Origin of the sequence: Paenibacillus sp. VMFN-D1, assembly GCF_003386155.1 — a bacterium.
GTDB classification, from domain to species: Bacteria; Bacillota; Bacilli; order Paenibacillales; family Paenibacillaceae; genus Paenibacillus_AQ; species Paenibacillus_AQ favisporus.
Window position 1 is genome coordinate 421,031 of sequence record NZ_QRDU01000002.1, and the last position, 14,832, is coordinate 435,862.

Below are 14,832 nucleotides of genomic sequence, written 5' to 3' on the forward strand. Positions count from 1 at the left end.
AATTGGCCAACTTTGACTTCCCCCTGAGGAACCTTTACAATGATTCAAACGGGTGCAATCCGTTTATAAAGAATTGATGTTTAAAGTATAACTTTTCTTGGCTTTATCTCGTTTATTTATAAAGTATGCCGATAATCATGGAAACTGATGACTAAAAAAAGGGGGGACCTGAGAAATAAAAACCCGGAAAAGAGATGAAAATAAGAACTAACAGTCATGAATAGGAGCCCGTAAGGGGCTGAACCGTCAGGAAACCGCCTCATTACCGTTTTTTTAGACGATTACGAGGTTTTACGGTTTTGACAAATGACTGAAAAGTGTGGAAAATCGATAGGGTCATCCGAAGCGTTAACAAAACGTAAAAGAATGTAAAAGGTCAAAAGGGTCATAAAGAATTAGAAAAGGGTAACGGCTTTACCGTAATCTATATAGAATGAACTAAGGAAATGAACATAACAGGACCGTATTGGACCGCTATAACAGGAAGTTCAACAAACTTTAGTTCAATCTATCTACAGAGAGAAACATGATTATGAGGGGTAAAAAAGGGGGGTTCTGAGAGTCATGTTAGACGCCATTTTTATCGCGCTCCAGGTTTTGCTGGCCGCGATCGGTGTGTACCAGTTTGTATTTTCCGTTTTGGGACTTTACAGGAAAAAGAGGAAGCAGCATTTTGAACCGACCAAGTCCTTCGCTGTGCTCGTTGCAGCGCACAATGAAGAGCAGGTTGTCGGGGCTCTGATGGAGAACTTGAAGCAGCTGAATTATCCGAAGGAGCTGTACGACGTGTTTGTCATCTGTGACAACTGCACGGACGGTACGGCACGTATCGTGCGCGAGCATGGCATGAACGCCTGCGTACGCACCAACAACAATCTTCGCGGTAAAGGCTACGCCATCGAGTGGATGCTGAAGGAATTGTGGGCCATGCCCCGCCAGTATGATGCGGTCGTCATGTTTGACGCCGACAACCTGGCAGATACAAATTTCTTGAGAGAAATGAACGACGATTTGTGCTCCGGCGCACGCGTCATTCAAGGATACATCGACACCAAGAATCCCGAGGATTCCTGGATTACGGCTGCATACGGGATTTCGTATTGGTACATCAACCGTCTGTGGCAGCTGTCGCGTCATAACATGAACATGGCCAACTTCCTCGGCGGTACGGGGATGTGTTTTGAAACCAACCTGCTGAAGGAAATGGGCTGGGGAGCCACCAGCTTGGTTGAAGACTTGGAGTTTACGATGCGCAGCGTGAAGCGCGGCGTCTATCCAAAATTCAACTACGACGCCAAGGTGTTCGACGAGAAGCCGCTGACGTTCAAGGCTTCCGCAAGACAGCGCCTGCGCTGGATGCAGGGACACTTTACGGTGGCGCGCCGCTATTTCTTCCCGCTGATCTGGCAAAGCATCAAGGAACGCAGCATCGTCAAGCTGGACTTGGCGCTGTACGGGGCGAACGTATACATCGTTCTCTTGACATTCCTGATGACGGCCACGATCTGGGTGGACAATACGTTCTTCGACGGTCCGAACATCGCCAACCTCTACGGCTATCTGCCGTTGTGGCTGAGCTTTGTGGCGATCGGTGCCAACGTCTTTACGTTCCTGGCTGCGATGATTTTGGAGAAGGTCACCTTCAAGAAGGTCTATTTGTACCTGGTGCTCTTCCCGATCTATCTGATCTCCTGGTATCCAATCACGTTCTATGCGTTCTTCACGCAGAACAACAAGCAGTGGAGCCATACCCAGCATACCCGTGTGGTAAGACTGGAAGAGGTGCAGAGCAAGCAGGGGTAAACGCATGGAACCGGGTTGACATTGTCCGGGCCCTGTGTTAAACTATTTGAGTGCTTTAAATATGAAATGGATTCAAAGCAGAAGCTCCAGCTTCTCACCTGACCGACGAAGGTTGGCGGGTTACTGATCCAATGATTTGTGAATGCGATATTTCATGAAGAGTTGATCATAGGGATGCTGGGTGCTGATACCCGCATCCCTTTTTATTTTGCTTCTGCACACAGAAATACCTATTAGATCTGGAGGTGGACGGTTATCAGTAAGGAACATATGATCAATGAGGAGATCCGGGCGAAGGAAGTTCGCTTGGTAGGCGCTGAAGGCGAACAGATTGGCATCAAGCCCCTTCGTGAGGCTCTGCAGATGGCAGCGGATTTGAATCTGGATTTGGTGAACGTGGCGCCGCAGGCGAAGCCGCCGGTGTGCCGCATCATGGATTACGGCAAGTTCCGCTACGAGCAGCAGAAGAAAGAGAAGGAAGCCCGGAAGAATCAGAAAATCGTTGATATTAAAGAAGTATGGTTCCGAGCAAACATTGATGAGCACGACTACCAGACTAAGCTCCGCAATGTCGTCAAGTTCCTGAAGGAAGGCGACAAGGTCAAATGCTCCGTTCGTTTCCGCGGACGCGAAATCGCGCATGCGAGCATCGGCCAGAAGATTCTGGAGCGTGTAAGGGAAGAAGTTGCCGAGCACTCCAGCGTTGAGCGTCAGCCGAAGCTGGAAGGACGCAGCATGATTATGATTTTGGCTCCAAAAGCCCAATGATCCTGAGGAGGAAGTACAATGCCTAAAATGAAAACACACAGCAGCCTTAAAGGCCGCTTCAAAGTTACCGGTTCCGGTAAAGTGACTCGCTACAAAGCTTACAGAAACCATTTGCTTTCCCACAAGTCCAAGCGTGCTAAACGCGTATTGGCAGGCAACCCAGAAATGGCGCCGGGGGACGTAAGACGCTTGAAACAAGGCTTGGCGAACTTGAAATAGTTAATCACACATTTTTGGGAGGTTTATATTATGGCAAGAGTAAAAGGCGGATTCGTCGTTCGTCGTAGACATAAAAAAGTATTGAAACTTGCAAAAGGTTATTTCGGTTCCAAACACCGCATTTTTAAAACAGCTAACGAGCAGGTTATGAAATCCCTCGTGTACGCATACCGTGACCGTCGTCAGACGAAACGGAACTTCCGCAAATTGTGGATCGTGCGTATCAACGCTGCAGCCCGCATGAACGGACTGTCTTACAACAAACTGATGCATGGTCTGAAACTGGCTGGCGTGGACATCAACCGCAAAATGCTGGCTGACCTGGCCGTTAACGACATCAACGCGTTCAACTCGATCGCATCGGTTGCCAAAGAGAAAGTCAACGCGTAATATACTTGTAATGCATATTAAAACCGCCCTAACCGGCGGTTTTTTTAAGATATAAGAAAGAAAATACATCAGAGACTAAACTACCTTATATCGCAAGAAAGACCTCCGCTAAAAGCGGTCTGGCTTCATAGAACGTACACCGATAGACGTGTTTCTTTAGATATAAGAATCATATCCCCAACAAGAAAAGCCCCGCTTGCTAACATAAATCAGAACCTAGCGTCGCAGGTACCGGGTGCCGCACTCATGAATGGGTATGAATGTTAATTTCACGTATCTTTTCATTCTAGAATCGACATCAGGTGAGCTTATAGACAGCTACTCTTCCATGGAAATAACAGGCTGTGTGATTTATGGCAAAATAAAGCGTTTTCCCTTGATTTTTCACTAAAAAAGTTTTATTTTCTGACGTAAATTTGCTGGATTTTGGCGTAGGTAAAATGTATAATCTGTTCTGTGGAATGTCCGACATTTGAACAAGCCTTCACAAGCAATTAATTGACCATAGATCAATTGCTGAAGGGCGAAGACAGGTGAAAGGATATAATTCATTCTAGGGGGACTATAAGTTAATGAAGAAAATGTTCAAATTGTCGCTGATTATGCTGCTTGCATTTTCAGTTGTACTGGCCGGCTGCGGTAAAAAGAACGAAGATACGAGCAGCTCGTCCGGCGGCAGCGAAGAAGGCGGCGCAGCAAAATCTAGCGTGAAGGTCGGTCTCGTGACTGACGTTGGCGGGGTTAATGACCAGTCCTTTAACCAATCCGCTTGGGAAGCTCTCGAAGCTTTGAAGAAGGACAAGGGGATCGAAGCCCAGTATCTGCAAAGTAAGTCCAAAGAAGATTATGTTCCGAACCTGAACAAATATGTCAAAGGCAAATACGACCTCACTTGGGGGATCGGTTTTGACCTTGGCGAAGACATGAAGACGGTTGCCCAGCAGAACCCGGATGCCAAGATGGCGATCATTGATGCGGAAGTAGACGCGCCTAACGTACGTTCCGTGACGTTCCAGGAGAACGAAGGAGCATTTCTGGTTGGTGTCGTGGCAGGCTCCATGACGAAATCGAACAAAATCGGTTTTGTCGGTGGATCCGAAATTCCGGTTATCAAACGTTTTGAGGCTGGTTTCGTAGCTGGTGTTGCCGCAGCGAATCCAGAAGCAAAAGTCACCGTCAACTACACAGGTGCATTCGACGCGCCTGATAAAGGTAAAGCGGCTGCAGCTACTTTGTACAACAATGGCGTAGATATTATTTTCCATGCTGCCGGTGCTACTGGTAATGGAGTATTCAACGAAGCGATTGAAAGAAATAAAGCAGGTGGCAGCAAAGTTTGGGTTATCGGCGTAGACAAAGATCAGTCTTTGAAATTCGGCGACGATGTAACGCTGACCTCGATGGTTAAAGGCGTGTCCACCGCGGTTGATAAAGTGACCAAAGAAGTGATTGACGGTACGTTCAAAGGCGGGCATGAAACTCTTGGTCTGAAGGAAAACGGCGTAGGTCTGGCCGATACCTCGAGCAAAAACGTCCCTGCAGACGTCCTGAAAAAAGTGGATGAGTTCAAGCAAAAAATCATCGACGGCGAGATCAAAGTTCCTGAAACCCCTGCAAAATAACCCCATAATGATAATTTGAACTGATATAATTCATGTGTACCAAACGGCAAGGCTGGTTATTATGACTAGCCTTGTCTTACGTTATGGCCCAAACAGAGGCCGCAAAATATGTGATAAGGGTGATCTCATGGATGCAGCGACCCCTGTCGTTGAGTTGAAGCAAATTACCAAACGCTTTCCCGGCATCGTTGCCAACGACTCCATCAGCTTGAAGCTGCACAAGGGCGAAATCCATGCACTGCTCGGTGAGAATGGTGCGGGGAAGTCGACCTTGATGAATATCGTGTTTGGCTTGTACCAACCTGATGAAGGCAGTATCGAAGTGAATGGCAAGCCCGTCATCATTGACAGTCCTAATAAAGCGATCGAGCTGGGCATCGGCATGGTGCATCAGCATTTTAAATTGGTTCAGCCGTTTACGGTAACCGAAAATATCGTACTGGGGATGGAGCCCAAAATTGCCGGGGTGCATCTGAACTACAGAGCATCGGTTGCCAAGATCAAAGCCCTGTCCGACCAGTATGGTTTGAGAGTTAATCCGCATGCCAAAATTCACGACATATCCGTCGGGATGCAGCAGCGCGTCGAGATCTTGAAGACGCTTTACCGCGGCGCTGACATTCTCATCTTTGATGAGCCTACGGCCGTGCTTACACCGCAGGAGATCGGCGAACTTATGGGCATTATGAAGCGGCTGGTTGCCGAAGGTAAATCGATTATTTTAATTACGCACAAGCTTAAGGAAATTATGCAAATTTCCGACACAGTGACGATTATACGGCGGGGAAAAGTCATCGACACCTTGAAGACGTCCCTGACGAACCCGAACGAGCTTGCCGAGAAAATGGTGGGCCGCAGCGTCTCCTTTAAGGTGGACAAGCAGCCGTCCGTACCGAAGCAAACCGTGCTAAATGTAAAAAATCTGGTGTCCAAAAACAAAGAGGGAATTCCCGTTCTGAACGGGCTTGATCTCCAGGTGCGTGCAGGGGAGATTCTCGGCATCGCCGGCGTTGACGGAAACGGGCAGAGCGAGCTGATCGAAGCGCTGACGGGCCTGAGCAAGGTTGACAGCGGTCTGATCGAAATCAACGGCAAGGATATTACCAACAAACCACCGCGTTTCATTTCGGAAAGTGGGGTATCCCATATTCCGGAGGACCGGCATAAACACGGGCTTGTCCTTGATTTTTCCATGAGTGAAAATATGGTGCTGGAAACGTATTATAAAGCTCCTTATACTAAAGGCGGCTTCTTGAATAAAAGCGCCATTGACGACCAGGCGAAACGCCTGATCGAGCAATTTGACGTCAGAACGCCGAGCATTGAGACGAAGGCTCGTGCTTTATCCGGCGGTAATCAGCAGAAGGCGATTATAGCCCGGGAAATAGATAAAGATCCGGATTTGCTCATCGCGGCACAGCCGACGCGGGGACTTGACGTCGGTGCGATCGAGTTTGTGCAAAAGCAGCTTGTTGCGCAGCGGGACAAGGGGAAAGCCGTGCTGCTGATCTCCTTCGAGCTGGACGAGATCATTAACGTGTCCGACCGGATTGCGGTCATTTACGAAGGGCAGATCGTCGGCGAAGTGCGGCCGGAAGACACGAATGACCAGGAGCTGGGTCTGATGATGGCGGGCAGCAAGGTTGCGGGAGGTAAGGTCTAATGAATAAATTGTTTAAAATTTTTACCGTCAACAGTTTGTTGACGCCTCTCGTATCGATTGTGCTTGGACTCATCGTAGGGGCCATCATTATGCTGATCGGGGGGTACGATCCGATTCTGGCGTACAGTTCCCTGTTCAGCACCGTATTTGGAAACCTGTACGATTTTGGGGAAACGATCCGTGAAATTACGCCGCTGATCATGACCGGTCTTGCCGTCGCCTTTGCGTTTCGGGCAGGCCTGTTCAACATCGGGGCGGAAGGGCAGTACATTGTCGGCATGACCGCCGCGACTGTGGTCGGGATTAAGCTGACAGGGCTGCCAATCGTCGTGCATGCCATCGTCGCGATCATTGCCGGCGGACTGGCCGGAGGGATCTGGGCTGGCATCACCGGTTATCTCAAAGCCAAGCGGGGCGTAAACGAAGTTATTATTTCGATTATGCTGAACTGGACCGGCCTGTATTTGAGTAACTATATCGTGAGAAACTTCCTGCTTCTCAAGGGCCAGCAGCGCTCTGAGGACATCAAGGACACGGCGTCAATATCAATTGGCTGGCTTTCCGACATGTTTAGCGATGCTCGTATGCACTGGGGAACCGCCATTGCGATTCTAGCAGCTGTGTTTTTCTATGTGTTCATGTGGAAGAGCAAGCAGGGGTATGAGCTGCGGGCCGTAGGACATAACGGGGATGCCGCGAAATATGCGGGCATGAACGTGAAGAGCAATATCGTGAAAGCCATGTTCATCAGCGGTGTTTTCGCCGGATTGGGCGGTGCCTTTCAGGTGCTTGGCGTATTTCATTACCAGGCGATCTTCACGGGGTCTCCGGGCGTCGGCTTTGACGGAATCGCGGTGGCGCTGATCGGCATGAACCATCCGTTCGGCATTCTGCTGTCCGCTGCCTTGTTCGGTACGCTGACTTACGGCTCCGCGGGCATGAGCTTCGGTGCGGACGTTCCGCCGGAAATCATCCGGATCGTTATCGGATCCATCATATTCTTTATTGCTGCACAAGGCATTGTACGCTGGGTTCTAAAGCCCTTCTATCTGAAGCGCAAGAAAGAGAAGGTGTTGTAAATGGATTGGATCACAACAATTGGCCAGCTGCTGAATACGACGCTCGTTTTTTCGACAGCGCTCATTTTTGCTGCCATGGGCGGCATCTTCTCTGAACGCTCCGGGGTAACGAACATCGGGATTGAGGGTTTGATGACCTTCGGGGCGTTTGCGGCCGGCGTCGCTTCCTATTACGCGGAAGATGCAGGCATGGGGGCGGCTTCCCCATATATCGGCATGCTTGCTGCGATCGTGATCGGGCTAGTCGCTTCGCTGATTCATGCCGTCGCCTCGATCACCTTTAAGGCGGATCAGGTGATCAGCGGCGTCGTGATCAACTTCCTGGCAACAGGAAGCACGCTGTATATGGTCAAGCTGATGTTTGAAGGTGCGGGAGAAACACCGTTGTTAAATGAGTCTCTGGAAAAATGGAAGATTCCTTTCCTTTCCAAAATTCCGATTATCGGGGAAGGCATATTCAGCAATTACCCGACAACATATCTGGCTATTATTGTCGTCATCGTCGCTTCGTATATCCTGTACAAAACCTCCTTCGGCCTTCGTCTGCGCGCGGTCGGAGAGCATCCAAGCGCCGCCGATACGGTCGGCGTCAAAGTGCGCCGGATGCGGTATATCGGGGTCATGATCAGCGGTGCTTTGGCTGCGCTCGGCGGAGCCACGGTTACGCTCACGACGACGAGCACGTTTTCGCATAATACGATTTCAGGCCAAGGTTTTATCGCGATCGCTGCGATGATTTTCGGGAAGTGGAATCCGCTCGGTGCGTTCGGGGCAGCTGTGTTTTTCGGCTTCTCCCAGGCCATCGGGAACTACTTCCAGCTCTTCGATTGGGCGCATGACATTCCGCAGGAATTTATTTACATGCTCCCTTACGTACTGACCGTTATCGTTCTGGTGGCGGCCGTGGGACGCTCGTCTGCGCCGGCTGCGCTGGGGGAACCGTACGATCCGGGAAAAAGATAATGATCAAACCGCAGAAAAAGCTGCATTCCATTCAACTGGAGTGCAGCTTTTTTTTGATTAGCATCCAGCAGCGGATTCCTCCCGACAGCAGTACATACTTCCAATGCTTGCGCCCGCGATGCCTGCTTCACCCATCTTCCCGTGAACCGGGCTATGGAACAAGCGCCGTGCGGGGCATTCGAATAGATTGATGTGAAGACCATTGGAGGAGGGATTACATGCAACAGTCTGTGACTCGTAAACACGCCCAGAAGTTTGTTGGTAAACATATTGTAGCTGCCAAAAAAGACGGAAGCCTGGTGACCGGAAAATTGCTGCGCATCTCGGGCAACCGCCTGATTCTGCAGCGGGATAAAGGGAAAAAGGTTCACACCAAAGCGATCATTCCGCTCGTCTTGTTTGACCTGCTGGCGATCGGAACGGCTCCATACGCCTACGGCCCTTACGGGGGATACGGCGGAGTACCTTACGGCGGCTACGGCCCTGGATACGGCCCCGTCGGATATCCGGGCGCTTATCCTTACGGCGGTGGATTCTGGTAAGCCTTTAATTACCGGCTCAATTGTTAAGGGGAGTGCAGGAAGTTCTCGGCGCGGCTAGGAAAGCCGCTTTTCCAATTCGTAGCACTGGTTTTTGGCGTGGTACTTGATGTTGAAATATCCTAACTTTTGGTAGAATATCATTCCATTCGCATTCCCGGAATCAACCATGACTTTCGACCGTTTGCACCCGCGTGACAACGCAAATCTTTCCGCATGGGCCATCAAGAGGTTTCCCCATCTTTTGCGCTGTGATTCGGGTGCGACGGCTAACATATCGATATAGAGCAGATCGCCGTGAAGCATGAAGTGGACAAATCCTACCGGATCCCCTTCGTAGTAGGGGGAAGCGATGAGCGTCACGCCGCGGTTCATGCGCCCGGGAAGATCCTTTCGCACCTGATCCAATTGGCTTTTGGTCATATGGGACAGCGGGACAAGCTGGGTCTCGATTAAATGCATGATGACAGCATCGTCCTGCTTGGGTCTGCGGTATCTAATCATAGAGTCTGTCCTCCGTTCTGCTGCCCAATTCATCCATGAGCGACATACGTCATCATATGAAAATAGGGGTGGGCGGTGTGCCGAAAGTTCCCGGGAAAATGGAGGACAAAAGCGGACATGTATTTTTTTATCCGAATCTGGGTATTGACTATAGAATCGATGGGTCATATAATGTGTCTAAACATTTTATCGAGTATACAGTCATCGGCAATGAAGAGGACGAAGTTTAAAGGGCTCTTTTGAACAGAGAGTGAGAGGATCTGCTGCAACCTCCGCCAAAACCCCTTTTATACGAGCTCACCTCGGAGCTGTTCTCCTGAAAAGCGCTAAAGCCTATTAGGGAGAATCGTCAGGTCCACGTTACGGACTCAAGGTATGGAAACGGATGAGCCATCGATGATGAGGCACCGTTCCTGATTTTCTATACCTGCTGAGGCTGTGCACTGTGAAGTGCGGAGCAAATATGGGTGGTACCACGGAAGAACAACCTTTCGTCCCTCACACAAGAACATTGTGTGATGAGGGATGGAAGGTTTTTTTGTTTACCATCACAAAAAAATGAACGTATTCTTGAGAGGAGGATGACTGATGAGCGCGCAAATTCCTGAAGTGCGGTCTACAGAACAATTACGTGAGAAATGGATGAAGCCGGAAGTCATTTCCGGCTCGGAAATACTGCTTCGCAGCCTTCTGCTGGAAGGTGTCGAGTGTGTTTTCGGGTATCCGGGCGGGGCAGTGCTTTACATTTACGATGCGATGTATGGATTTAAGGATTTCAAACATGTGCTGACTCGTCACGAGCAGGGAGCAATCCATGCGGCAGACGGTTACGCAAGGGCAAGCGGCAAAGTCGGCGTGTGTATAGCAACATCGGGACCGGGGGCGACCAACCTGGTCACAGGAATTGCCACCGCTTATATGGATTCCGTCCCTCTGGTTGTTATCACGGGTAACGTCGCAACGAGCCTGATCGGAACGGATGCTTTTCAGGAGGCCGACATTACCGGCATCACGATGCCGATTACGAAGCACAGCTATCTCGTCAGAGATGTCAAAGATCTACCGAGAATTATTCACGAAGCATTCCACATCGCTTCGACCGGCCGCAAAGGTCCGGTGCTGATCGACATTCCGAAGGACGTATCGGCGGCACTTACGCTGTTCGAACCGGGAAACAGCATCAACCTTCGCGGATACAACCCGCGGCTGGTGCCTAACAAGCTTCAGCTCGACAAGCTGGTTGCAGCGATCGAAGAGAGCGAGCGGCCGATGATCATTGCCGGCGGCGGCGTGATCTACTCCGGCGGACATGAAGCGCTGTACGAATTCGTGAAGCGGACCGAAATTCCGATCACGACGACGCTTCTCGGTCTGGGCGCTTTCCCGAGCGGGCACGAGCTCTGGACGGGCATGCCGGGGATGCACGGAACTTACGCCTCCAACATGGCGATTCAGGAGTCGGACCTGCTGATCAACATCGGCGCACGGTTCGATGACCGGGTAACAGGCAAACTGAACGGATTTGCCCCGAACGCAAAAATCGTGCACATCGACATCGATCCGGCGGAAATCGGCAAAAACGTGCCGACAGACATTCCGATCGTAGGCGACTGCAAGACGGTGCTGGAAATGCTGAACAACGATGTGAAGCGGGCGGGCAAGGCAGAGGCTTGGAGAACCCGGGTTCAGCAGTGGAAGCTGGAGCATCCGCTCCGCTACGCTGATTCGGATACAGAGCTCAAGCCACAATGGGTTATCGAGCTGCTGAACGATACGACGAAGGGCGAAGCGATCGTCACGACCGACGTAGGCCAGCATCAAATGTGGGCTGCACAGTACTATAAGTTCAATCAGCCGCGCTCCTGGGTGACCTCAGGCGGTCTCGGAACGATGGGATTTGGACTTCCGTCCGCCATCGGTGCCCAAATGGCCAATCCGGAAAGGCTCGTCATTTCGGTGAATGGTGACGGCGGCATGCAGATGTGCTCTCAGGAGCTTGCCATCTGCGCCATCAACAACATACCGGTGAAGGTCGTCATCATCAACAACCAAGTGCTCGGTATGGTTCGTCAGTGGCAGGAACTGATTTATGATAACCGTTACAGCCATATCGACCTGGAAGGAAGCCCGGATTTCGTCAAACTGGCCGAGGCTTACGGAGTGAAGGGACTTCGGGCGACGAACAAGGAAGAGGCCAGAACGGCCTGGAAAGAAGCGCTCGAAACACCGGGACCTGTCGTTGTGGAATTTGTGGTCAGCAAGGGTGAGAACGTATATCCGATGGTTACTCAAGGCTCGACCATTGATCAAATGTTGATGGGGGATGCATAATTATGAGCATGAGACATACCATTGCCGTTCTAGTGAATGACCAGCCGGGCGTGCTGCAGCGGGTATCCGGACTGTTTGGACGCCGCGGCTTCAACATTGAGAGCATTACGGTCGGGCAGTCGGAAGAAGCGGGGCTCTCCCGCATGGTCATCGTCACGATCGGTGACGACATGACGCTGGAGCAAATCGAGAAGCAGCTGTACAAATTGATCGATGTTATCAAGGTCATCAACCTTAGCTCCAAACCAATGGTGGCGCGGGAGCTGGCGCTGATCAAAGTCAGTGCGGAGCCGGCGGAACGTCCGGAAATCCTCGGCGTCGTGGAAACGTTCCGCGCTTCGGTCGTCGACATCGGAAGCGGCAGCATTATGGTTCAGGTTGTCGGGGATTCCTCGAAAATCGACGCCATGATCGAGCTCTTGAAGCCGTACGGAATCCGGGAGCTGTCTCGCACCGGAGTCACCGCCATGATTCGCGGAAATGCATAATCATACACAACAACATATTCATTAAATTCCCGCTAAAGAGCGGGGGTTTGAGAGGATCGTATCCCGAAAGCGGGACAAACCGGGTGCAGGGTCCTTTGAAACACCCGCTCTTTATGAAGGGTTCTTTTTAAAAACAAAGGAGGATTTATTCACATGCCAGTTACAACTTATTACGAGCAAGACGCAGAACTCAGCGCTTTAAAAGGAAAAACCGTTGCCGTTATCGGATACGGAAGCCAAGGCCACGCACAGGCGCAAAACCTGCGTGACAGCGGTGTCAAGGTCGTTATCGGTCTTCGCGAAGGCAAATCTTTCGATAAAGCTAAAAACGACGGTTTCGAAGTTCTGTCCGTTGCCGAAGCAACAAGCCAAGCGGACGTAGTACAAATCCTGATGCCGGACGAAACTCAAGCATCCGTGTACAAAAACGAAATCGAGCCTAACCTGAAAAAAGGCGCTGCGCTCATGTTCTCCCACGGCTTCAACGTTCATTTTGGACAAATCGTCGCTCCTAAAGATTCCGACGTGCTCCTGGTTGCTCCAAAATCCCCAGGCCACATGGTTCGCCGTACGTATGTCGAAGGCTTCGGGGTTCCTGGCCTGATCGCCATCGAGCAGGACGCTACAGGCAACGCGAAGCAAATCGGACTGGCCTATGCAAAAGGTATCGGCTGTACCCGCGCAGGGGTTATCGAAACTTCCTTCCGCGAAGAAACCGAAACCGATTTGTTCGGTGAGCAAGCCGTACTTTGCGGCGGCGTAACTGCGCTGATCAAAGCCGGATTCGAAACGCTGGTTGAAGCTGGATACGCTCCGGAAATGGCTTACTTCGAGTGCCTCCACGAAATGAAGCTGATCGTTGACCTGATCTATGAAGGAGGCATGGCTAACATGCGTGACTCCATCTCCAATACGGCTGAGTACGGTGACTATGTAACTGGACCTCGCATCGTAACGGAAGAAACGAAGAAAGCGATGAAGGAAGTGCTGTCCGACATCCAACAAGGTAAATTCGCCCGCGACTTTATCCTTGAGAACCAATCCAACCGTGCATTCCTGAATGCAACGCGCCGTAACGAAGCGAACCATCCGATCGAAGTTGTCGGCGGTCAGCTGCGCGAAATGATGCATTGGATCAAGAAATAACATACGGCACTCATCCATCAATAAAAAAGGCGGATCCCCGGATATAGAGGGGATCCGCCTTTTGCATTTCGGGAGCAGTGATGTAAGCCGTTATGCCCGCTTACCAGGCATATGCCTCGGGAGCGGCGCCGCCCGGTCCCGGGAAGATTTCGTCCAGCCGCTTCAGCACGGCTTCATCCAGCTTGATTTCGAGCGCGCCGAGGGAGCTTTCGAACTGCTCCAGCGTGCGCGGCCCGATGATCGGCGCCGTCACCGCCGGATTGCTCAGCAGCCAGGCAAGCGCGACGTTATCCTGCGGCTCGCCGAGCTCATTGCACAGTTCGGCAAACGCCTCGAGCTTGGCGCGATGCTTCTCGATGCGCTCCGCGCTTCCGCCGCTGCGCGTGCCTTCCAGCTTCTTCAGCGCGTTGCGTCCGAGCAATCCGCCGTCGAGCGGGCTCCACGGGATCACGCCGAGGCCGAGGCTTTGCGCAGCCGGCAGCACTTCCAGCTCCGGAAGGCGGCAGTTCAGGCTGTATTTATGCTGCTCGGACACCAGGCCGAGGAAATGGCGGTTCTTCGCTTCGCTTTGGGCGATGGCCAGCTGCCAGGCAGCAAAGTTGCTGGAGCCGACGTAGCCGATTTTGCCCTGGTTCGCAGCGATTTCAAAAGCGCCCCACAGCTCGTCCCAAGTGACGTTCGGGTCGACATGGTGCATTTGGTACAGCTCGATATGGTCGGTCTGCAGGCGGCGGAGCGATCCTTCAAGGTGCCTGCGAATTTTGTACGAGGACAGGCCCCGCGCTCCGTTCGGACCGTCCGCCGGGTCGCTCATGTCGCCATGAACCTTGGTGGCGAGGACCACCTTTTCGCGGCGGCCGCCGCCCTGGGCGAACCAGCGGCCGATAATGGTTTCGGTCAAGCCGGAATTTTCACCCCAGCCGTAAATGTTAGCGGTATCAAAAAACTGAACGCCGGCGTCAAGCGCCGCGTCCATGATGCGGAACGCTTCCTTCTCGTCCGTCGCCGGTCCGAAGTTCATCGTTCCCAGGCACAAGCGGCTCACTTTTAAACCCGATTTTCCCAAATACGTATACTGCATGAATCCGTTCAACTCCTTTGCGATTGAAGAGTATAAGTCCAAACAATACCATTGTACCCGGATTAATCAGGAAAAGAAATGTGCCTTGTTAAGGCAGGTATAGAATAATTTAATCCATTCGGTCAGCTTATAGGAAAATACTATTAAGGTCATAGATTCTATATCTTGGTCAATGCTCTCCTTCATGTGTTACAACAGTATATAGAGAATTAGGACAGTGAAAACGCAGGTAACTG

14 protein-coding genes are annotated in these 14,832 nt (G+C 51.3%); 12 read left to right on the forward strand and 2 right to left on the reverse strand.

All coding sequences use genetic code 11. The features are described from left to right. Positions 1-564 precede the first annotated feature (564 nt). From C7820_RS17445 to C7820_RS17485, 9 genes are all read left to right on the forward strand, one after another. The gene (locus C7820_RS17445) at positions 565-1,803 is read left to right on the forward strand and encodes a glycosyltransferase family 2 protein (RefSeq protein ID WP_105445856.1); all 1,239 of its coding nucleotides are present in this window, start codon (positions 565-567) and stop codon (positions 1,801-1,803) included. A gap of 270 nt (positions 1,804-2,073) precedes the next feature. After that, a complete protein-coding gene (gene infC, locus C7820_RS17450; protein WP_076173246.1) occupies positions 2,074-2,571 on the forward strand; it encodes a translation initiation factor IF-3 in 498 nt (165 codons plus the stop codon). An 18-nt stretch (positions 2,572-2,589) separates the two neighbouring features. Beyond that, complete coding sequence (gene rpmI, locus C7820_RS17455; protein WP_076173245.1) at positions 2,590-2,790, forward strand: 50S ribosomal protein L35; 201 nt, start codon at positions 2,590-2,592, stop codon at positions 2,788-2,790. 30 nt (positions 2,791-2,820) lie between these two features. Then, positions 2,821-3,180, forward strand: a complete 360-nt coding sequence (gene rplT / locus C7820_RS17460; RefSeq protein ID WP_076173244.1) for a 50S ribosomal protein L20 — start codon at positions 2,821-2,823, stop codon at positions 3,178-3,180. A gap of 572 nt (positions 3,181-3,752) precedes the next feature. Next, positions 3,753-4,802: a BMP family ABC transporter substrate-binding protein gene (locus C7820_RS17465; RefSeq protein ID WP_116232135.1), complete on the forward strand. Its 1,050-nt coding sequence runs from the start codon at positions 3,753-3,755 to the stop codon at positions 4,800-4,802. A 127-nt stretch (positions 4,803-4,929) separates the two neighbouring features. Beyond that, entirely contained in the window at positions 4,930-6,465 is a 1,536-nt protein-coding gene (locus tag C7820_RS17470; RefSeq protein WP_116232136.1) for an ABC transporter ATP-binding protein, read from the forward strand. Next, a complete protein-coding gene (locus C7820_RS17475; protein ID WP_116232137.1) occupies positions 6,465-7,544 on the forward strand; it encodes an ABC transporter permease in 1,080 nt (359 codons plus the stop codon). Before C7820_RS17470 ends, C7820_RS17475 begins: the two co-directional genes overlap by 1 nt. Then, a complete protein-coding gene (locus C7820_RS17480; protein ID WP_116232138.1) occupies positions 7,545-8,507 on the forward strand; it encodes an ABC transporter permease in 963 nt (320 codons plus the stop codon). Between the two features lie 218 nt (positions 8,508-8,725). Next, positions 8,726-9,049, forward strand: coding sequence for a hypothetical protein (locus C7820_RS17485; protein WP_076173239.1), 324 nt, complete (start codon positions 8,726-8,728; stop codon positions 9,047-9,049). 54 nt (positions 9,050-9,103) lie between these two features. Here the strand turns inward: C7820_RS17485 and C7820_RS17490 are convergent, their stop codons facing one another. Beyond that, on the reverse strand, positions 9,104-9,550 hold the full coding sequence (locus tag C7820_RS17490) for a GNAT family N-acetyltransferase (RefSeq protein ID WP_116232139.1): 447 nt from the start codon (positions 9,548-9,550) through the stop codon (positions 9,104-9,106). A gap of 588 nt (positions 9,551-10,138) precedes the next feature. Between C7820_RS17490 and ilvB the strand changes: the two genes are divergently transcribed. From ilvB to ilvC, 3 genes are all read left to right on the forward strand, one after another. After that, a complete protein-coding gene (ilvB, locus tag C7820_RS17495) occupies positions 10,139-11,881 on the forward strand; it encodes a biosynthetic-type acetolactate synthase large subunit (RefSeq protein ID WP_116232140.1) in 1,743 nt (580 codons plus the stop codon). Between the two features lie 2 nt (positions 11,882-11,883). Continuing rightward, a complete protein-coding gene (gene ilvN / locus C7820_RS17500) occupies positions 11,884-12,369 on the forward strand; it encodes an acetolactate synthase small subunit (RefSeq protein ID WP_076173236.1) in 486 nt (161 codons plus the stop codon). 153 nt (positions 12,370-12,522) lie between these two features. Next, positions 12,523-13,515, forward strand: coding sequence for a ketol-acid reductoisomerase (gene ilvC, locus C7820_RS17505; protein WP_076173235.1), 993 nt, complete (start codon positions 12,523-12,525; stop codon positions 13,513-13,515). Between the two features lie 100 nt (positions 13,516-13,615). On the opposite strand, the gene C7820_RS17510 is transcribed toward ilvC, so the two are convergent. Next, the gene (locus tag C7820_RS17510; RefSeq protein ID WP_116232141.1) at positions 13,616-14,596 is read right to left on the reverse strand and encodes an aldo/keto reductase; all 981 of its coding nucleotides are present in this window, start codon (positions 14,594-14,596) and stop codon (positions 13,616-13,618) included. Positions 14,597-14,832: the final 236 nt, after the last annotated feature.